Genomic DNA, 18,636 nt, shown 5'->3' with positions numbered 1-18,636 from the left:
GCCTTCGCGCACTTCAGTCCCGGTCACCCCACGCGAGGCCAACCCTCTTGAGCGCTTTGACCAGGGGCGGAGCTAGGAGCGCTATGAAGGGCACCTCTGTGAGGTAGGTCCAGAGGAACCAAACCAGGGCGGCCCACGTCGGCAGGGCCTGCTGGCCGCTTGGCAGCGTGAAGTACTGGCTGAAGAGCCACACCCCGACGCCGATGATCGCCGAGCCGAGGAGTAGCCCGGTTGAGCCCGCGAACACCACTCTGAATGACTCGCCCTTAAAAACTAGGGCAAATGCCAGGGTTAGCCCCAGTGTTGCGGCTATGGCTATCGAGGCGGCGTACAGGAAAGCCTGGTCGACCAAGCTGTTCTGCGCCGAGAGGGCGAGGAGGAAAGATGCGACCAGGATCTCTGCGGCGGTCAGGGCTAATGCGAGCCTGGCGTCCCTGACCTTTCTGTACGTCAGGCCGACGGTGTAGAAGCCGAGGAAGTTCGCCGGGACCCCCACGCTGAGGCTCAGCAGGGCGTTGCCGTGTATCAGCATGTCGCTGATGAAGATGCCTATCGCGGCTCCGAGCCCGCCGACGAGCGGCGAGAAAGTGACCGCGAAAACCGCTGGGATGAAGACGCTGGGCCAGAACCTGACTGTTCCGATGGCGGGGGCGAATATCCCTAGGAAGGTTAAATAGCCCGTCACCGCATACAGTGCGGCGTTGATCGCCACCAATGACAGCTGGAGGGATCTGGGCTTGCTTCTCACGCGGCTTGAAGGCTCCCGCTGTTTAAGAAAGTTAAGTTTAACAGGTTAAACGGCTTAATCTAGCCGATGAAGCCAGAGAGAGTATTCCACGCACTGCTGTTTGCCGGGGGGTAGCAATGCTATTTTTAGCTTTTCCCTAGTTTTTCCCGTGTCGACTCACGCTTTCCCTTACTCCCCTGTGGGTTTGGAGGAAGCTGTGGGAGGGTGTTCGAGCGCGGGCTCGGCGGCTCAGGCTCTTGGCCGGCATAGCTTATGTGAACGCTTACAACCCTCCTCTCGCGTTTAGCCCTGATGGTCGAGGTAGACAGGGAGGTCTGGGAGAGCGTTGCGGGGTGGCTCGGGCTGACCGGCCTCACAGGGGCGCTGTGTCGCCTCCGCGAGCCGAAGCCGCTCAGCAGGGCCTTTGGCACCCGGGATTCGAGGCACATCGCGTCGGCCTTTGAGAGGCTACGCTCAGCGGGCTTCGTCAGGGAGGCGGTGGTCGGCGACGTGAGGTACGTCTACCTCACCGAGCAGGCCTGCGCCCTCCTCGCCTTGCTCGGCTACAGCGTCGAGGAAGCGGCGTGCGGCGAGTCGGCATTGAGGTTTATTCGGCGCGCAGCCGGAGCTGCCTCCGGTGCAGCATGACTGTTGCTATGTGCGTGCAGATCCTCGCCTTCCTCACGTAGCCGTAAGCGCGGAAGAAGCAGTCACAGCGGTACCTGCCCTCGTGGACCCACACGTTGTACCAGGGGTACGTGTCGCCCAGCTCCGCCAGCCCCTTGACGAGCCAGTGCTCGCTCCCAACCCTCTCAACCTTCCCCGCTAAAAGCCTGTAGGTCGCGCGGTAGAACCACTCCGCGGGCTTGTCGGGGAATGAGGTTTGCAGCTCGCTTAATGCGTCGAGGAGGTCCCCGTGCTCCTCGACCACCTTATCGCTGCAGTAGCCGTAGAGCGCGCACCTCACTAAAGCCCAGGCGAGCCTGCTCTCCTCACTCTTCGCTCTCGCCAACTGCCAGCACCCAGAGAGCTTTCTCCGTGAGGGAGACCGTCACGCCGGCGGGGTGCGGGCTTCTCCTCAGGAATCCGTAGTCCAGCAGTCTCAGGTAGTCGCCCAGCTCAGCTACCCTGAGTCGGCGGTTGCCCCCTGTTTGCTGTGTTTTCAGTTTCGGCGTTCATTTTCGGCGCAGGGATATAAGGCCGCGTAGCGCATTCAAACGCGAGGCTCAAGCTCAGGAGGGCTCGGGGCCGCGACGCATGCCAGGCTCCCTGGAGGTGGGAGCGTGAGCTGGGAGGGCAAAGACGGCGAGGGGCTCGCCGACGCCTACAGGGTGTGGGAGATAAAGGCTAACAGGGAGGAGAGGCAGAGGCTACAGCGACTCTACCTCAGGCTGTCGAGCGCAGTCAGGCAGGCCTGCAAGGCCCTCGAAGAGAGGCTCGGCAAGGATTTCAGAGAAGATCCAAAGAAGTTCAGCGAAGAGTTAATCAGGGAGGCCTCGAAGACGGCTGGGCTGCCTAAGGGGCTGTTCTGGTACGCCGTGGAGTGGCGCAGGATGGTCGCGGAGGCGAGGAGGCAGAGCAAGATGCGTAGCAGGTTCACCCCGCCACCAGTACCGCTACTGGTCAAGGTGGTCGGCAACGGCAATAGGCTTCACGGCAACAGTAGCGCTATAGCAGTCCTCGACGCCTCTAGGGGCGAGCTCCGCATTCCAAGCGCTAACATCGCGGTGAGGCTGAGGCCCTCGCTGGTCAGGGCTGTGCTGGAAGACCTGGAGCGCTTCGGCGATGCGAAGCTGACGCTATGGCTGACGGCTAAGGGTAGGCTGAGGCTGGTGGCGCACCGCAAGGCGAGGCCTGCGTGGTGGGACGGCGAGGGCAAGCTGGCTGTCGTAGCGGTGGACGTGAACAGCTCCCACGGTTTGTACTTGATGGCCTTCGCCTTCGACGACAAGGTAAGGCTGGTGGCGCAGAGAGTGCTTAAGCCTCCCAACACCGCTCTGCTGAGGCTCCTCGCCGCCATTATGACCAGCTATTCCAAGCTGGGTAGCTGGGACCAAGCCGTCGAGAGGTTCAGGGAGAGGAGGGACGTGAGGAGGTTGCGGAGAGCAAGGAGAGAGTTCGCGGTGGAGGTGGCGCTGAGGCTGGCGGAGAGGCTGAGGGCGAAGGTAAACTTGACGCCGGAGCGCGCCGAGAGGGTTGCGGGGCAGGCTTCGAGGAAGGTGAAGAAGGTGAACGAGGACTGGGTCAGAGGCGTGCTCAGGGAGCTAAGGGCCCTGATCAGAAAGCTCATGGAAGAGGGCTACCTTGTCGTCATCGTAGCGGACGTGCCCAGGGCCGAGTCCCTCAGGGGCTCACAGCTGCAGAGGACGCTGCTCAGAGCGGCAAGGCGGCTTGAGAACCTAGCGCTCTACGAGGGCGCCAGGTGGTTCGAGTTGAGAAACAACGTCAGCGGCAAGCAGTGCCCCATGTGCGGGGCCTGGGGAGTAGAGGTGAGGAAGCGCTACTACCGCTGCCCGAAGTGCAACCTCGAGTGGACCAGGGACTGGGCCGCAGCTTTCAACGCCGCGAAGCTCTTCCTAAAGGTCTGCGATGCGAAGAAGCAGCTAGAGGCGCTGCAGAGCTGGCTCAGCCAGCACCCCAGAGCCCCGACCCACGGCACTAGAGAAAGGTCAGGGCACTAGAGAAAGGCCAGCAGGCCCCGGCCTCAGTTCCCGGCACGGCCGCACGGCCGCCCGCCGGGTGCCGCGCGCGGCGCGAGGAGGGTATGTGCCCGCGGCGACGCGGGCAGAAGGCCGCTAGAATGCGGCCACCCCGCAAGGGGACCCATGACACCCCGAAGAGGGGGCCCTTGGATCAGTGAGGGGGGCGGATGAGGCCAGGCGCGGCCAGAGCTACATTGGCATGTGCGCGCTAGGCCTGGGCCTTCTTCTCGAGAGGAAAACCTCGTGCGGAGCGGCGCTTCTCGCCCTGGGGGCTCTCCCGATACCCCTAGCCCAAGCGGTAGAGATGGTCGTCGGATGGCCTAGCGTCGCGATGCTCGAGCTCGCGGGCGCCCTTTTCATCCTTGCAGCCGCGCTCGTAGTGCTCGTTTGTGTTTTCCATAAAAAGGAATAAGATCGAGTGCGGTCTCTTTATTTTTTCGTAATTAGTTTAGTTTCACGATAAGTTTATTAGACCTTCTTCCTCAAGTACGGCATGCGATGAAAAAGTTGGAGTTCTACAGGAAGTATAACCTCGGCAGAGTGGTGTTCGCGGAGAAGGGGAAGCCTTACTTCTTCGAAGTTACGCTTTCGCCATACGCGCTTGATAACCCGGAGCTTCTGCATCGAATTCTCGCGGTTTTCAAGTCGTATGGGACAAACGTGCTGACGCTGAGGGTTTCCGCTCCCTCGAGGGGGGAGGAGGTCAGAGTCCTCGTGTCAGCGGATCTCAGCGCGGCTGAGAGCCTAGTCAAGAGCATCGTGAGGGACCTGGAGTCTGTGGAGGGCGTGGTGGAGGTCAGGTACGCTCCCCCGCTGTTCAACGGCGTTGCCGTGGACGCGTGGAGCCACCCCCTGGTCTTCGCAGGTGCGAGGGCCGTGATCCTGGACGAGCACTTCTTCAAGAGCCTCCTCATGGAGGGGTTCGGCAAGCTTGGGGATGGCTTTGGGGGTGTGCTTTTCTATATATTCTACATGACGGGTCGCGCCATGTTCGAGGAGTGGGTCGGCAAGCTCGCCCGGAGAGTCGAGGACCAGGTGGCGCTGTTCGCTGAGGTGTTCAGGCTGCACGGGTGGGGCGTGCTGGACTTCAGGGGCTTCTTCGGGAACGAGGCGGTTTTCCACGTCTACGATGGCCTCGAGGCAAACATTCTGCGGGGGAGCGACGTGGAGGCGGAGTTCGCCACGCGCGGGCTTATCGCGGGTTTCATGTCTGGTGTCTGGGGGCTTCCATACGGGAAGGTTGCCGTGAGGGAGACGCGCTGTGTTCGAAGAGGCGACCGCTTCTGCGAGATCCGGGTTGAAAGGAAATCCTAGGCCTTTTCTCTCAGCTCTCTCATGACCCTGGGTAGCATTTCCCAGCCGTGCTGGAGCACTCCCAGGCTGCCCTTCGAGCACTCTTTCTCGGTGAACCTTTCCAGGCCGTCGGGCCTTAGCCGGTGGTGGTAGAGGATCAGCGGGACGGGGTCGTCGGTGTGTGTCTTCCTCGTGTACGGTGTCGCGTGATCGGCGGTGACTATCACAGCTGCTTGCTCCTCCTCGACGAGCTCGAGGAGGGGGGAGACGTAGTAGGCGTCTATCGCCTCTATGCTCTCAACCTTGGCTTTGAAGTCGCCGTCGTGGCCCGGCTCGTCGGGGCCCTTCAGGTGAACGTAGACGGCGTCGTTGCGCTCCAGGAGCCTCCTTGTGGCCTCGAGCCTAGCCCTGTAGTCCGCCTTCTTGTCGCCGGTCGGTGGAGGCACGGCTTCGACGTCCATCTTGAGGACTCGAGCTATCCCTATCTCCACGGGCATCTCCGCGACGGCCCCGAACCTTAAGCCGTACCGCTCGCTTATCGGCTGCAGCCTGGGGAGCCTGCCGCCGGAGTCGCGGAGTAGGATGGCGTTCGCCGGTAGCTTGCCCTCCCTCTGTCTCCTGACGTTGACGGGGTGGTCGCGAAGGGTCGAGACGGCTAGCCTTGTGAACGCGTCAACGAGCTCCGCCGTCCTCATGGCCTCCTCCGTGGGCTCGAGGGGCTTGGCTTTGGCTATGAAGGGCTCGAACTCGCGCCTGGCCACCGAAACGTAGCCCTGCTTTGAGTACGCTGGGTCCGTGTTGTCCACAGCGTCGCTCAGCTTGAAGCTCCTGCTCCCGATGACGACGACAGCTCTGTGGCCAACCGTGGCGACGACCCTGGCGTAAGCGTCGTAGGCGCCGAGCTCGACCCCGTCGAGCGCCCTGGCCAGCTCGCGGGCCTCCTCGCTCGTGAGGTTCCGCCCGCACCTCCTGTCTATGATCCTCAAGGTGTCGGGGTCGACGGTAGCGAAGTTCGCGCGGAACGCCACCTCGTAGCCCTCCCTTATGCTGAGGCCCGCCCCCATGGCCTCCAGTGGTCCGCGCCCAGTGTACTCCTCGTGGGGGTTGTAGCCTAGAATCGATATCACCGCGGCGTCGCTCTCGGGCGCCACCCCCCTGCCTATAGTGTACATCAGCCCCGCCCTGGACTTCCTGGCAAGCTCGTCTAGGGCCGGGTGGTTGGAGGCCTCGAGAGACGTAACCCCGTCAGCAGGGTTGTCGGCTACACCGTCTAGAACGAGGTATATGAGCTTCATACACAGTAAAGGGTGATCGCCGGTTATATTGTGTTTTTTGCTAACTCGTGTTACTACGCTCCGTCGATTCAATGTACTTCAGCCAGCCTTCCAGGACCTTGGGGTCCACCTCCTCCCGGACGCCTCCTCGCCCGACGGCGACGCGGTCCACGTCTAGATTCCCCCCAACCACCCGTCCAGACACGACGATCTCCGCGTTCTCGCCGAGCACTTCCTCCAGCACCACGGACGAGAAGGTGATCGTCACCCTGTCCCCGCTCTCCTCGATGGAGTACAAGCCGCTCCGACGCGTGAAAGAGAGCAGCTTCTCCAAGCTCACCAGCATCCGTCTTCGAAACTCATTTATCGCGTGGATCGTATTTAAAGGATTTGAGCGTATGCTTCCCAAGATAGACCTCGAGCTCGCGCGCGCCTCGATTGTAAGGGGCCTCAGAAGCTACGTGCTCGAGACGGCCGGGAAGAGGGGCGGCGTTGTGGGTGTCAGCGGGGGTGTTGACAGCGCCGTGGTCGCGGTGCTGGCTTCGCAGGCCCTGGGTCCCGAGAACGTCCACGCCCTGATCCTGCCCAGCGCCTCAACGCCGGAGGCTGACGTGAGGGACGCTTTCACGGTCGTTGAGAAAGCCGGTATACCGGACTCGAATGTCGAGCTGATAGAGATCGAGCCCATACTGGCCTGCTTCGACAAGGCGCTTGGGAGCATGAGCAACGTGGAGAGGGGGAACCTAGCCGCGCGCGTCAGGATGGCTATCCTTCATCAGCGGGCCTACAGGCTCAACAGCCTCGTGGTGGGCACGGGGGACAGAAGCGAGATCCTGATAGGCTACTTCACGAAGTACGGCGACGGGGGCGTGGATGTCCTGCCTATAGGTGGCCTCTACAAGACCTACGTCAGGCAGCTCGCCCTCCACCTTGGGCTACCCGAAAGCATAGCACTCAAGCCGAGTAGCCCGCGCCTCTGGCCGGGCCACGAGGCCGAGAAGGAGCTTGGGCTCAGCTACGAGGTCCTAGACGAGGTCCTCTACTGGCTCTTCGACGTGGGTCTGGAGCCCGAGGAGGTTAGCTCAGTCGCCGGGGTGGACAGGAAGATTGTCGAGAGGGTGGTTGAGATGCACAGGAAGAGCTCGCACAAGCGCGAGCCACCCAAGGTGATCAAGCCAGCTATACGCTACCTTTAAGCTCCTCCTTTTCTGCCCCCACTGGCCCCCCCTTAAATCTTCGTCATCCTTGGTCGGCCTCGGGGTCGCCCCACGGGGGCGAGGCATCGCCCTCTTCGGGCCTGCCCCTCTCGGGGCTTCCGGGGAGGAGCGTCCGGCGGCCGCCACGCCTCGCCGGCAGCGGCGGCCAACCGCCCTACCCGTTACAGGCGGTGCTTCAGGAGTTTATCTCCCTTTCGCTGTGAACGCTGAAAGTTAGCAACTCGAGCACCTCCCAGGAGGGTGGAGAGGGCTTAGAGCAGGCACCAGCTGGTAAGGGACCTCGAGAAGCTAGCGACACGTGCCCGTCGTACAACGTCTGGGTGAGTGATGGAAAATGCAGGTGCGACTGCCTCTCCAGCCTACGGCTACGTCCGTAAGGCCAGATGAGCAGCCACATCGTTACAGTGATGCTGTCCGGAGGCAACTGAGGCTTCACGCCATGAGCTTAAGCATCTGCTCGCTGCACGCCAGCTTCCCGCCGCTGCGGCCGAGCGGTACTGAAAGCCGTGCCCTCTCAGTCAGGTGGGGGTACCTCAAGTTGCCCACAACCTTTTTCGCGAAGCCGGCTACGCGCAACCTCTTTAGAACGCCAGTGGTGTACCTCATATTCCTCGTGGCAGAGGCCTTAGTGATGGGTGTAGGATGCCTGAAGCGCCACAGCACCTTTACGAGGCCCGTCGCCTCTAGCCACCTGGCGACGCAATCCAGACCTCTCTGTCTACCTTGACCGTCACGGTTAAATGTAAGAGGTGGTTATAATTCTTCACACATATTGTGAATGTTAAGAAGAGTCGAGAGTCGCATAGATGTTGCTCGAACATCCACCCTCAACCCTTCTCCAAACCCGCAGGGAGTAAGACAAAGCGTGGGTCGAACACAGGAGGAAGCTAGGGATAGCTTAAAAGCATCATCGCTACTTACCTTTAAGCTGAGCGTCAACGCGCAGGGTCATCTCCCTGAAGAGCGCCAGGAGCAGGGGGGTCAAGAGGACTCTCAGCAGGAGGCTTGCGGTGAAGGGGGTCTGGGGGCCAAGGGAGCTGTACATCCAGCCTCCTATCATCGCGCCGATGCTCCACGCGATGGTTGGCGGTATTCCTAGGAGAGCGTATATCCTCCCCCTGTGCTCCTTAGGCACGAGGTCTGCGCGCAGCGAGCCCCAAGCTAACCCGTAGAGGGGGCCCCCTAGCGACCCTATCACGGACGACAGCGCTAGCAGTGGTAGAGCGGTTGGCGCTCTGGGCGGTGTAGCGACGAATACAAGGAGGCTTATCGTGCCGAGGAGGTACCCCCATGTGAGGGAGGGACCTCTCCCGCGCTTGTCCACTATGTAGCCAGCGGGCAAAGTGAATAGGAGGCCTGTGACCCCTCCCAGGGTAGCCAGCACTCCTAGCCCCGTATTGTCTATTCCGAGGTAGTAGAACATGTAGTAGTTTCCGAGAAATGTCATCGCACCCACCAGGTTTTGGATAACGTCGATGACCAGCAGGTACATGATGTTACCTCTCAAAATCCTCAAGCTGCTGCGGTATGCTTCCAGGAAGCCCTCACCGTTGGTGTTCGGTGGGAGGGTTTCCACCATGTACTTGAACCTGATCCACGCTATGACGAAGCCGACTAGCCCGCTGAGCACAAAGCTTAACCTGACACCGTCGACCAGTCCAAGGGTGTTCACCACCGCAGCGCCCCCGAGCGGCGCGACGGAGGATACAAGGCCGCTTGCGAACTGGATGAAGGCGTACGTTCTGCCCCTCGCCTCTAGAAGCACGGAGTCCGCCTGTATGCTTTCCAGCGCGGGTTGGTAGAACAGGGAGAGGCTGTTGAGGCTTGAGGCGAAGGCGTAGAAGCGCCAGTCCTCCGCTATAGCCATGAGCAGGTAGGTGGCCGCCACGAGCAGGGTGCCCACCCATATTATCTTCTTCCTGCCGTGCCTGTCGGCGAAGTAGCCTCCAACTATCCTCGCCGCCGCATTCGCGTATTGCTGGAGGGACTGCACTAGCGATAGATCCTCGGGCGCGGCTCCGAGCCTGCTGAGGTACAGTTGCACGTAAGGCCCGGCCATCGACTGGACTGGTGACCAGAAAAGCCACCCTGTTGCAAGAACCCATATGTTCCTGTGGATTCGCTTCAGCGATGATGCGAGTTGTGAGAGCCTGCCCGCCATGCGCAACTCAACTGAGAGCTCAGGCGTGTACACACTTAAATTTTATTTATGAGCCTTTCGTATAGCACTGGAATGCGCGGCCCTAGGCTAAAGCTCCTGCTCGCTGCCGGCGGGCTTATCACGCTAGCGGGCTTGCTCCTCCTTCTCCTCACCGCGCCGAGCAGGGACCACCGTGCGCTCCTCGACGAGGCGAGGGGGAGGGTCCTTAACTCTACCGGGTGGAGGTTCGTCGAGGGTGTTAACTGCTCCGATAGCTTCGCGCTCGTAACGGGTAACGTTAGCCTCAAGGAGCACAGGCTGTGGACAAGCGTCACCGTCTTGCCTAAAACGGGGGCGCCTCAAGCGTACTTCTTCTATGCCAACAAAACCGCCTCGTTCGTAAGCCTGGAAGGCGCGTGGGTTAGAAGCGGGGGCGGCTGGAGGGTCGAGGAAACGGTCCTCGTCAGGCTCCTTGAGCTGGCTTCTCAGGCCCAGGAGGTTTACGTGCGCAGGAGCAACGCGGAGGTCAGGTTGCTGTTCAACGGTACGTGCTCTTCGGAGTGCACTGCCCTCTTTAACAGCCTTGCCACGCTGGCGGGTTCGAGGGTCGAGAGCCCAGCGCAGGTTGCCGGCTCGGTAGTCTTGACCGGTGGAGCCCCTAGGATGGTGTTTTTCGTGTTCAGGGGTGCAAGCGGCTTCTGCGCAGTCAACTATACAGTTTTCGACTTTAACGCCGAGGTTGAGGTTAGAGGACCATAGATCCAGATTTAGCGCGCGGCCATATGCTCGGCGTCCCGGGGCTCTGAAGCACCTGGGCCGCTCAGGACGCTGGGAGCAGTGGCGAAGCTCTCTTAACTTTTACCTAATTAGCTCTGAAAGGCGTGGGCCTGGTTCCACGAAAATAGCTCACTGTAGCGCTGGGGTCCACGAGTACCATCTGGTCCCGCCATCCCGCATTAAAATCGCCGAGGGTCCTTCTGAGAGACCGGCCTCGTTTCCAGTAAAGCCTTTTCAACCACTATTTCCACTATCTTCAAGCCCCTCCATCTTAGCGAGAACCCCCTCAGGCTGAAGAGGCTCTCATGGTCCCAGTTCTCCTATCTGTACCATGTCTCGTCGCTTTTACGCCAACCACGTGCCAGCGCTGGTAGTGATTTCAGTTGACATATATGCTTTTATTCCTTAAACACCAAATCCTAGACGCTATGAAGGTGAGCTTTAAGGAGTTGATGCTCGACTTCTTCAAGATAAAACAGAGCCTGCTGCTGCTGTGGACCGGGGTTTTCGCGTTCCTGGCTGGCTCAGGCCCGGGTGTCGACGTTTTAGCGTTCACGCTAACGACCTTGTCGATACTGCTCACGGTCATCGGCACGACGGGCTTTAACATGGTTCTAGACGCGGACATTGACGCTAAGATGTTCAGGACGAGCAAAAGGCCCGTCCCTGCGGGTAAGCTCAGCAAGGCTGAGGGGGCTCTGCTCAGCTTGGCCGTGCTCCTCGCCGGCCTCGCGCTGGCCCTAATGGTCAACATGTGGGTCTTCGTCGCAGGGCTTCTCGGGTTTCTGATAGATATTCTGCTCTACACGTACCTGCTGAAGCGAAGGAGCCCGTGGAGCACGATCTTCGGAGGCTTCGCCGGCGGGATGCCGGCGCTCGGCGGGTGGGCAGGTGCCACAGGCTCTTTCGGCGTCCCTGGAGCCCTCTTAATGCTGCTTGTAGCGCTGTGGAGCAACGTGCACATCTGGACGCTCGCTACCTACTACGTCGAAGACTACAGGAGGGCGGGGGTCCCGATGCTGCCCGCTGCCAAGGGGGAGAGAGCCGGGGTGCTCGGCTCCCTCGTGGCGCTGCTTTTAGTGGCGGTCATCGCCGTCGTGACGTGGGCTGTGGGGGTTCTCTCGCCTATCGGCCTCGTCGCGTCGCTGGCTCTTCTAGCAGTTGCGGGCTTCTACCTGGTGAAAGGCCTCCGCAGCGGCGAGTACGGCAGGTGGGCGTACAAGGCGTTCAAGTTCGTTAACATGTTCATGGCGGTCTTCTTCTTGCTCCTTGTAGTAAAGTAAAAATAAAATTAAGTGAGGACGAACTTTTTAGGCAGGGTTAAATTCCTGTGAGGGCTCCTAGGATTATTCCGATGACCAAAAGCGTTCCGAAGTTTTGGACTAGCTGTGCTGTCATGGGGTCTGCTGCTGGGGGGATCTCCCGTTGGAAGGTTCTCACAAGCCTGACCGCTTGGGGTATTATTAGGAGCGGTAGGAGCGCGAGGAGGGGCAGGAGCCCCGCTAGGACGAGTAGAGCGAGGGCCAGGTACGCCGCGTAGATCTCGAAGTACTCGAAGAACTTGAGCCCCTTCTCCCTGCCCAGGATAACCTCTAGTGTTACTGCGCCCCTGCTCTTGTCGAACTCTATGTCCCTCAGGTTGTTGGCCGTGAGGACCGCGGCTACAAGGAGTCCCACTGGGATGCTCGCAAGAACGGGCTTGCAGTCGAGGAATCCTGTCTGCACGTAGAATGTTCCAAGCCACATCAGGGGGCCCCAGCTGAGAAACACAGCCAGCTCCCCAAGCGCCCTGTACTTTAGGCCCGGTGGGCCGGAGTAGCCGATGACGAAGAGGACGCCGGCGAGCGCCAGTATGACCACGATTAGGGTCCTGTACACAGCGAGCGCGAGGGCGAAGAGCAGGCCTCCCGCTAGGAGCCCTAGGCCGTAGTTTCTCAAACCCTTGGGGGTTGTGAAGCCTGTTATAAGCGGGTGGGGTCTGTAGGTAGTTGTGGGAGCGCCTGGGACGTCAACGCCCTTCATAGTGTCGTAGTAGTCGTTCAGCACGTTTGCAGAGGCGTGGAGTAGAGTTACGCCCAAGACCGTCGCGACGTAGAAAGCCAAGTTGAATACGCCGGTAACGTAGTAAGCGTAGGCTGTAGCTGCCGTGACAGATATTACCGTCATTACGAACGACCAAGGTCTCGTCGCCATAAACCAGCCTTTGAGTTGCGGCATGCTAGATCAGAGGAACAGGGCGCTCGAGAGCTTTAAATATTTCTCGAGTTGGTAATACTAGCATACCTAAATATATTATCGGGTGAAAAGTTTATACTTTATGCAACAAATCTTACACTGACCTTCATGCACATACCCGACGGGTACCTTGACCCTTTGACGTGTGCTGTGACGTACATCATCTCGCTTGCCGTAGGCCTTCTCGCGGTTAAGAAAGCCCGTAGCGCACCGGAGGAGGCGAAGACACTACTACCGGTTATGGCAGCTGCGATATTCGTCGCGCAGATGCTGAACTGGCCCATACCTGGCGGGACCTCGCTCCACCTCGTCGGAGGCGCGCTCGCGGCCATCTTAATGGGGCCCTGGCTGGGCTACCTCGCGCTCACCCTCGTTCTGATCACGCAGGCGCTCGTGTTCCACGACGGGGGGATCACGACCCTCGGGGCAAACGTGCTCAACATGGCTGTCGTAGCCGTGTTCACAGGCTACGCGGTCTACAAGGCTTTCCCGGAGAGACACAGGGTCTTGGCCAGCTTCCTAGCAGGCTGGCTGAGCATCACCCTCGCCGGGATCGTATGCGGGATTGAGCTCGGCACCTCGGCGAGCTTCCTCTACGGTCACAGCGTCACGGTCCCGGTGATGGGGGGCTGGCACGCGCTCCTGGGGGTCGTTGAGGGATTGATAACGGCGGGTGTCTACTCCTACCTGAGATCCAGCCACCCGGAGCTTGTTAAGGGGTGAGAGCATGAGGGAGTACTTCTCGAAGCACAGGAAAGCCTTCCTAACGATCGCAGTGCTTATAATCCTGAGCCCGATCTTTGGAGTATTTCTCGCAAACTTGGTGGGCTACCACGAGCCGCTAGACCTCGCGGCAGAGACTCTCGGGCTCAACGAGACCACGGAAGAGATCAACTGGACACCATTCCTAGACTACACTGTACCGGGCCTGCCGGACTGGCTCGGCTACATGGTTTCAGGCGTTATTGGTGTGGCGGTAGTCCTGGGACTGGCGTTCCTAATCGTGAAGGTCCTGAGGTAGGAGCTTGGCAGAAAAGAAGGTTTTTTCTCCGACTCTTACCTTCCTGCGCGCAGTACCCTCTGTGCTCGACGCACTGTCTTCGGGCCGCGCGTCAAGCCTGAACAGCACCCTGGCTCTACTGCTAGGGGTTCTGACGACAGCGTCCGCGGCCTTCAGCGCCCGGCTTTGGGCTCTCGCGGTAGCTGTGGTAGCCTCGGGCCTCTTAGCGCTGATCGCTGGAAAGCTCAAGGAGTGGTTGTTCGTCTCCACAGCAGCACTTGCCTTTGCAGCCTCTGTTTCTGCTCCAGCTGTGCTCGGGGTGCTCCCGGCCAAGGGGGCGCCGGCCGCGGTCTTCATTGCTCGCGCCGTGGCGTCGGCCTCCCTGTTCACGGCGTTCTACAGCCTTACGGGCTGGCGGGGCTTCGTCGAGGGGGTTAGGGGGCTAGGCGCCCTGGGCTACCTGGGGGACGAGCTGGCGTTCACGCTCAGGTACATCCCGCTGTTCACCTGGAAGACCCTCCGCCTGCTCTCGGCGCGTGAGGCTAGGCTCTTCACGAGTAGCAGGCGCCTCACGTGGCGCGTCGTGAACAGCGTTGCCGGGAGCATCCTGGCGGGAGCTTACGCTAAGGCCTATTGGGCGCGCCTCGCTTACACCGCTAGAAGCTTCAGCTTCGAGGGCAATAGGAAGACGGCCCGGGCGAGGTTCAGCATGTGGGATGCGTTTTTAACTGCGCTTTCAGCTGGGCTTCTGATGATCCTCGTGGGGGTGCTATGAGCGGGGCGCTTGAGGCTGTGGACCTTTGGGTTTCGCTCCCTGTAGCCGGGGACGTGCTCAGAGGGGTGAGCGTCGAGGCGAGGCGCGGGGAGGTGGCGTGCCTGCTGGGGTCCAACGGGTCGGGTAAGACGACCCTGCTCCTCGCTATGGCGGGTCTCGTCAGGGTGAAGAGGGGGCGGGTGCTTCTGGATGGCGAGGACATTTACAGCCAGCTACCCCACGCTAGGAGGAGGATCGGCCTGGTGTTCCAGGACCCGGATGACCAGCTCTTCAACCCCACTGTCCGCGATGAGCTGATGTTCGCCCTGGACCAGCTGGGCCTCACGGAGGCGGAGAAGGAGGAGAGGGTGGTGCGCGTGAGCAGGCGGCTGGGCGTAGAGGGGTTGCTGGAGAGGCCTGTCCACGCTCTGAGCTTCGGCGAGAAAAGGAGGGTGGCTATCGCGTCGGTCCTCGTTTACGATCCAGACTTCATTCTGCTCGACGAGCCGACAGCGAACCTCGACGCGCGTAGCGTGAAGCTCCTCCTCGGGACCGTTTGCCAGCTACGCAGGGAGGGTAAGGCGTTACTCGTGGCGACGCAGGACGTGGAGCTGGCTAGGGTGATCGCAGACAGGGTGTATGTGCTCCTCGACGGCAGGGTTGTCTGGAGCGGTCCCCCAAGCGTGCCTGAGGATGTGCTAGCCGAGGCGGGCTTGTCCGCCGAGTTTACAGGATGTGGTGAAGGCTAATATAGAATTTCGAAGGAGATTCTAATGTGTGCGACACACTCGTAGCTTTAGGCGAGTACACGAAGCACGGTGTGACGATCTTCGCGAAAAACAGCGACAGGGACCCGAACGAGGCGCAGGTTGTAGAGTTCCTGCCGCGGAAAAGGCACGCGGAGAAGAAGGTTAAGTGCACGTACATTGAAGTAGAGCAAGTGGAGGAAACTTACGCCGCGGTTATTTCCCGACCGTGGTGGATGTGGGGCGCCGAGATGGGTGTGAACGAGTACGGTGTAGCCATCGGCAATGAGGCTGTTTTCACCAAGGAGCCGTACGCTGAAAGCGGCTTGACGGGGATGGATCTCGTCCGCCTTGGCTTAGAGCGCGCCAAGACGGCCAGAGAGGCCCTGGACGTGGTAACCCGGTTGCTGGAGGAGTACGGACAGGGTGGCAACTGCAGGAGAAATGGGAAACTCTACTACCATAACTCGTTCATAATCTCCGACCCTCGGGAGGCGTGGGTTCTAGAAACCGCAGGCAAGTACTGGGTTGCTGAGAGGGTTAGAGGGGTGAGGAGCATTTCGAACGCTCTGTCGATCTACGACAAGTGGGACGAGGCATCGGAAAGCCTACGGGGCTACATGAGCTCAAGGGGTCTAGAAAGGCTGGACTTCGCCAGGCATTTCTCGGACTTCCTGTACACCAGGGTGGCTAAGGGGGTGGAAAGGCAGAGGTACACGCAGGGCTTCCTTGAGGCTCATAAGGGAGAGCTGGACTTCTGGAAGATCAGCCAGCTCATGAGAAGCCATGCCCGGTACGGCGGCTACTCTCCCGCAAGGGGTTCAATGAGGGATATCTGCATGCACGCGGGTGGCGTCACGAGGCCCAGCCAGACGGCTGGCTCCATGATAGCCTTGCTGTACGAGAAGGTTCCCGTAGTCTTCGTAACCGGGACCTCCTCGCCGTGTATATCCCTCTACAAGCCTGTCTTCCTAGAGGCGGGCCTCCCCGATCTAGGGGCAAGCCCCACGGATAGGTACGACCCGCAGAGCTACTGGTGGGTGCACGAGGCCCTGCACAGGAAGATGCTCGTCTCATACCCTAAGTACGCTGAAGCCATTAGGAGTGAGATCGATAAGCTGGAAAGGGAGCTGTTCGCTGAGGCTTTGCGGCTACGGGAGGAGTTTCTAGCTGGGAGAGCCACCACTAAGGATATGCTGGATCTGACGAGGCAGGCATTCGAGGCTGGGGCAAAGCTTGATAAGAAGTGGTCGGGTGTGGTTCGCAGAGGAGTGAGCCTGAACCTGCTTTTCGAGATTTTCTGGCTACGCGTGAACCGCGAAGCCGGTATAACTGTCTAGCTCTAGGCATTGAAGAAAAAGAATAATATGTTCGGCGGGCTTGTGTATGTGTGTGCGTGGTCAGCAGGAGCCTTGTCTGCGCGTCTTCGAAGACGTACGTCTTTACGATAAAGGCTGAGTGCGCCGACAAGGTCGTGGACCTCCTCGAGAGAGAGGGGAAAGTCACTGCGAGGTTCGGCCCGCTCGTGAAGGGAGTGTACAAGGACGCCATAGTCACGGTGGTTAAGCCGGATAAGGTGCAGGTTATCCTCCAGTTCAGCAAGCTCACAGTGGACGAGGTTGAGCAGGTGCTGAGGTCGCTTGCCTGAAGTCGTGTACACGGTTGGCCACAGCAACAGGAGCCTAGACGGGCTTCTAGCTCTGTTGAGGAAGCACGGGGTAGAGGTTGTGGTCGACGTCCGCCGGTGGCCGAAGTCCTCGAAGTTCCCCCACTTCAACGCTACCCACCTGAGAGAGGCGCTGGAGCGGGAGGGCTTTAGGTACGTTTGGCTCGGCTCGGAGCTCGGCGGCTACCGGGAGGGTGGCTACGAGCGCTACATGGAGACGGAGGACTTCAAGAGGGGTTTGGAGGCCCTGGAGGCTCTGGCTCGCGAGGGAGTTGTGGCGGTGCTCTGCGCGGAGAGGCTGTGGTTCAGGTGCCACAGGAGATTTATAGCCGACGCTCTTGTAAGGGATGGTTTCCGAGTGATCCACATCGTCGACGAGGGGAGGGAGTACGAGCACAGGAGGAGTTGAGAGGGTCGCTGTAGTCGGAGCAGGCCCCGCTGGGGCCTTCCTGGCCCGCCTCCTCACCGACGCGGGTTTCAGCGTCAAGGTCTTCGAGGGGGCTCCCAAGCTCGCCTTGAAGCCCTGCGGGTGGGGGGTGCCCTTCACGGTCGAGCAGGTGTACAGGCTGCCTGAGGAGGCCGTGCTGGTTAAGGTCATGGGGTACGACGTGTACGTCGGGGAGAGGCTCTCTAAGTCCAGCCGCGGGAGGTTCTTCGGGTACATTGTTGACAAGGAGGAGATGCTACGCTCCCTGCTGGAGGGCGTTGAGGTGGAGAGAAAGTGGGCTGACCCTTACTCGCTGAGGGGATTCGACCTCGTCGTGGACGCGCGGGGGAACGCCGCGTACCGCGGCAGGAAAGCCCTGGCCCTCCAGCTGGAGGGAAGGGTGAGGGAGGACCCGGGCGATGCTATCAGAGTTTACTTCCTGGAGGACCTCGTCGGGTACGCCTGGGTCTTCCCTCTAGGAGACTCCAAGGCGAAGGTGGGTGTCGGGGGGCTTGCCGGGCCCGAGGTCCTAGCCGGCTACCTCAGGATGATCTCCAAAAAGGTTGGGCTGGAGCCATCGGGTCCGCTGAGGGGTAGCGGGATAGCTTCTGGGGGGCTTCAGCTGAGGCTGGAGGGGGGCGTGGCGGTCATCGGGGAGGCGGCTGGCGCTGTGATGCCGCTCTCCGGGGAGGGGATTAGACCATCGATGATAACCGCCAAGGCGCTCTTCGAGGATATCAGGGGCGAAAGGAGCTTCGCGGACGCTATATCGAGCTATGGCCTCGAGCTAAACGCGCGGGTCCAGCTCGGCATCTTAAGAGCCCTCGAAAACAGCCCTCCGAAAAGACGCGTAGAGATCTTCGAGAGAGCCCCCGTGGAGATCCTCGAGTGCGTCACAGCCGGTTGCGTTACGCGGGCTTTCCTCGCTAGGGCCGCATCGAGGTGGCCTGGCTTCTTCTTGAAGGTTGCGAGCCTTGGCGGCGTTAAGGAGCTTGTGAAGAATTCACTAAAAGTGTAGCGGCTTCGCGATGAGAGCGTAGACGCCGCAGCTTGGGCACTCCTCGTCCACGTAGAGCCTGGGCTTGCCTTCGGGGACTGCCAGCGGCTCGTAGTCGAGCGCCCAAGCCCTCGTGGAGATGGTGAAGCCTACTTCGAGCAAGAAGTCTTCGGCTTCGCGCCTCGAGTAGAACTTCGCTTTAGCCAGCACGGGGTCGAGGTTCTCGGAGGCCAGCCTCCTGTAAAGCTGGCCCCAAGGGCTTTCCCTCTCGATGGAGAGCACTGCCAGCACGCCGCCCTCTCTGAGGAGCCCCCTAACAGACTCAAGCACCTTGCGCGGGTCCTCAAGGAACTCGAGGACGGTCACCATGTAGGCAAAGCTCAGCGACCCGCTGCGCAGCGGCGGCTGCTCTCCAACCCCGACAACGAGGTGCTGGCACCTCCCGCGTGCGAGCCTCAGCATGGGCTCGGAGGGGTCGAGGCACACTATCTCCCGGTTCTCAGAGAGCTTCTCCGCGAAGACGCCGGTGCCGGCTCCTATATCCGCGCCAACACCCCACGGGAGGAGGAGGTCGAGAAGGCTTGCCTCTGCCTCCAGCACCGCGGAGCCGGCGGGGGTCCTGTACCACGAGTCGTACGCTTCCGCGTTTTGGGAGAAAACCTGCACTACCTCTTCGACCAC

Annotated in this window: 23 protein-coding genes and 1 pseudogene; 16 read left to right on the top strand and 8 right to left on the bottom strand. The window is 60.6% G+C overall.

Going from position 1 to position 18,636, the window contains the following annotated elements:
• Positions 1 to 13: 13 nt before the first annotated feature.
• Complete coding sequence (locus tag MOV14_RS08145; RefSeq protein ID WP_318536830.1) at positions 14 to 748, bottom strand: hypothetical protein; 735 nt, start codon at positions 746 to 748, stop codon at positions 14 to 16.
• A gap of 291 nt (positions 749 to 1,039) precedes the next feature.
• Here MOV14_RS08145 and MOV14_RS08140 point away from each other — a divergent pair, with 291 nt between their 5' ends.
• Positions 1,040 to 1,375, top strand: coding sequence for a hypothetical protein (locus tag MOV14_RS08140; protein WP_318536829.1), 336 nt, complete (start codon positions 1,040 to 1,042; stop codon positions 1,373 to 1,375).
• Here the strand turns inward: MOV14_RS08140 and MOV14_RS08135 are convergent.
• Positions 1,335 to 1,739 (bottom strand): hypothetical protein, encoded by a 405-nt coding sequence (locus MOV14_RS08135; RefSeq protein WP_318536828.1) that lies wholly within the window; start codon positions 1,737 to 1,739, stop codon positions 1,335 to 1,337. The two genes, MOV14_RS08140 and MOV14_RS08135, sit on opposite strands and share 41 nt — an antisense overlap.
• A gap of 271 nt (positions 1,740 to 2,010) precedes the next feature.
• Between MOV14_RS08135 and MOV14_RS08130 the strand changes: the two genes are divergently transcribed.
• The 3 genes from MOV14_RS08130 (at position 2,011) to MOV14_RS08120 (ending at position 4,743) form a co-directional block, all read left to right on the top strand.
• The gene (locus tag MOV14_RS08130) at positions 2,011 to 3,408 is read left to right on the top strand and encodes a transposase (RefSeq protein WP_318536827.1); all 1,398 of its coding nucleotides are present in this window, start codon (positions 2,011 to 2,013) and stop codon (positions 3,406 to 3,408) included.
• Positions 3,409 to 3,583: 175 nt separating this feature from the next.
• On the top strand, positions 3,584 to 3,841 hold the full coding sequence (locus MOV14_RS08125; RefSeq protein ID WP_318536826.1) for a hypothetical protein: 258 nt from the start codon (positions 3,584 to 3,586) through the stop codon (positions 3,839 to 3,841).
• An 86-nt stretch (positions 3,842 to 3,927) separates the two neighbouring features.
• A complete protein-coding gene (locus MOV14_RS08120) occupies positions 3,928 to 4,743 on the top strand; it encodes a hypothetical protein (protein WP_318536825.1) in 816 nt (271 codons plus the stop codon).
• On the opposite strand, the gene MOV14_RS08115 is transcribed toward MOV14_RS08120, so the two are convergent.
• Positions 4,740 to 6,017 (bottom strand): alkaline phosphatase family protein, encoded by a 1,278-nt coding sequence (locus tag MOV14_RS08115; RefSeq protein ID WP_318536824.1) that lies wholly within the window; start codon positions 6,015 to 6,017, stop codon positions 4,740 to 4,742. The two genes, MOV14_RS08120 and MOV14_RS08115, sit on opposite strands and share 4 nt — an antisense overlap.
• A 40-nt stretch (positions 6,018 to 6,057) precedes the next feature.
• Positions 6,058 to 6,405: a hypothetical protein gene (locus tag MOV14_RS08110; protein WP_318536823.1), complete on the bottom strand. Its 348-nt coding sequence runs from the start codon at positions 6,403 to 6,405 to the stop codon at positions 6,058 to 6,060.
• On the opposite strand from MOV14_RS08110, the gene MOV14_RS08105 reads away from it, so the two are divergent.
• Entirely contained in the window at positions 6,395 to 7,192 is a 798-nt protein-coding gene (locus MOV14_RS08105; protein ID WP_318536822.1) for an NAD+ synthase, read from the top strand. The two genes, MOV14_RS08110 and MOV14_RS08105, sit on opposite strands and share 11 nt — an antisense overlap.
• 453 nt (positions 7,193 to 7,645) lie before the next feature.
• Here MOV14_RS08105 and MOV14_RS08100 read toward each other — a convergent pair whose 3' ends face one another.
• Positions 7,646 to 7,819, bottom strand: coding sequence for a hypothetical protein (locus MOV14_RS08100; protein ID WP_318536821.1), 174 nt, complete (start codon positions 7,817 to 7,819; stop codon positions 7,646 to 7,648).
• Between the two features lie 307 nt (positions 7,820 to 8,126).
• A complete protein-coding gene (locus MOV14_RS08095; protein ID WP_318536820.1) occupies positions 8,127 to 9,374 on the bottom strand; it encodes an MFS transporter in 1,248 nt (415 codons plus the stop codon).
• Positions 9,375 to 9,446: 72 nt separating this feature from the next.
• On the opposite strand from MOV14_RS08095, the gene MOV14_RS08090 reads away from it, so the two are divergent.
• Together MOV14_RS08090 and cyoE are read left to right on the top strand one after the other, a co-directional pair.
• Positions 9,447 to 10,112 (top strand): hypothetical protein, encoded by a 666-nt coding sequence (locus MOV14_RS08090; RefSeq protein ID WP_318536819.1) that lies wholly within the window; start codon positions 9,447 to 9,449, stop codon positions 10,110 to 10,112.
• 446 nt (positions 10,113 to 10,558) lie between these two features.
• On the top strand, positions 10,559 to 11,413 hold the full coding sequence (cyoE, locus tag MOV14_RS08085; RefSeq protein WP_318536818.1) for a heme o synthase: 855 nt from the start codon (positions 10,559 to 10,561) through the stop codon (positions 11,411 to 11,413).
• A gap of 37 nt (positions 11,414 to 11,450) precedes the next feature.
• Here the strand turns inward: cyoE and MOV14_RS08080 are convergent, their stop codons facing one another.
• Positions 11,451 to 12,347, bottom strand: coding sequence for a UbiA family prenyltransferase (locus MOV14_RS08080; protein WP_326403670.1), 897 nt, complete (start codon positions 12,345 to 12,347; stop codon positions 11,451 to 11,453).
• Positions 12,348 to 12,473: 126 nt separating this feature from the next.
• On the opposite strand from MOV14_RS08080, the gene MOV14_RS08075 reads away from it, so the two are divergent.
• The 9 genes and pseudogenes from MOV14_RS08075 (at position 12,474) to MOV14_RS08040 (ending at position 17,976) form a co-directional block, all read left to right on the top strand.
• On the top strand, positions 12,474 to 13,088 hold the full coding sequence (locus MOV14_RS08075) for an energy-coupling factor ABC transporter permease (protein ID WP_318536816.1): 615 nt from the start codon (positions 12,474 to 12,476) through the stop codon (positions 13,086 to 13,088).
• A gap of 4 nt (positions 13,089 to 13,092) precedes the next feature.
• Entirely contained in the window at positions 13,093 to 13,386 is a 294-nt protein-coding gene (locus tag MOV14_RS08070) for a PDGLE domain-containing protein (RefSeq protein WP_318536815.1), read from the top strand.
• Between the two features lie 61 nt (positions 13,387 to 13,447).
• A complete protein-coding gene (locus MOV14_RS08065) occupies positions 13,448 to 14,140 on the top strand; it encodes an energy-coupling factor transporter transmembrane protein EcfT (RefSeq protein ID WP_318536814.1) in 693 nt (230 codons plus the stop codon).
• Positions 14,137 to 14,868, top strand: coding sequence for an energy-coupling factor ABC transporter ATP-binding protein (locus tag MOV14_RS08060; RefSeq protein WP_318536813.1), 732 nt, complete (start codon positions 14,137 to 14,139; stop codon positions 14,866 to 14,868). The genes MOV14_RS08065 and MOV14_RS08060 overlap by 4 nt, the downstream gene beginning before the upstream one ends.
• A gap of 26 nt (positions 14,869 to 14,894) precedes the next feature.
• Positions 14,895 to 16,205 carry a C69 family dipeptidase gene (locus tag MOV14_RS08055; RefSeq protein ID WP_318536812.1) on the top strand — a complete coding sequence of 437 codons (1,311 nt, stop codon included), beginning with the start codon at positions 14,895 to 14,897 and terminating at the stop codon, positions 16,203 to 16,205.
• 50 nt (positions 16,206 to 16,255) lie between these two features.
• Positions 16,256 to 16,513, top strand: a complete 258-nt coding sequence (locus MOV14_RS08050; protein WP_318536811.1) for a hypothetical protein — start codon at positions 16,256 to 16,258, stop codon at positions 16,511 to 16,513.
• Positions 16,506 to 16,940, top strand: a complete 435-nt coding sequence (locus tag MOV14_RS08045) for a DUF488 domain-containing protein (protein ID WP_318536810.1) — start codon at positions 16,506 to 16,508, stop codon at positions 16,938 to 16,940. The genes MOV14_RS08050 and MOV14_RS08045 overlap by 8 nt, the downstream gene beginning before the upstream one ends.
• Before the next feature lie 22 nt (positions 16,941 to 16,962).
• Positions 16,963 to 17,031 (top strand): annotated as a pseudogene (locus tag MOV14_RS10030) (hypothetical protein); the annotation flags it as partial.
• Positions 17,032 to 17,067: 36 nt separating this feature from the next.
• On the top strand, positions 17,068 to 17,976 hold the full coding sequence (locus tag MOV14_RS08040) for a hypothetical protein (RefSeq protein ID WP_318536809.1): 909 nt from the start codon (positions 17,068 to 17,070) through the stop codon (positions 17,974 to 17,976).
• Here MOV14_RS08040 and MOV14_RS08035 read toward each other — a convergent pair.
• Positions 17,965 to 18,636 carry a class I SAM-dependent methyltransferase gene (locus tag MOV14_RS08035; RefSeq protein WP_318536808.1) on the bottom strand — a complete coding sequence of 224 codons (672 nt, stop codon included), beginning with the start codon at positions 18,634 to 18,636 and terminating at the stop codon, positions 17,965 to 17,967. The two genes, MOV14_RS08040 and MOV14_RS08035, sit on opposite strands and share 12 nt — an antisense overlap.

Origin of the sequence: Infirmifilum sp. NZ (assembly GCF_022693705.1) — an archaeon.
Taxonomy (GTDB): Archaea; Thermoproteota; Thermoprotei; order Thermofilales; family Thermofilaceae; genus Thermofilum.
This window is presented reverse-complemented; position numbering and strand designations above follow the sequence as displayed.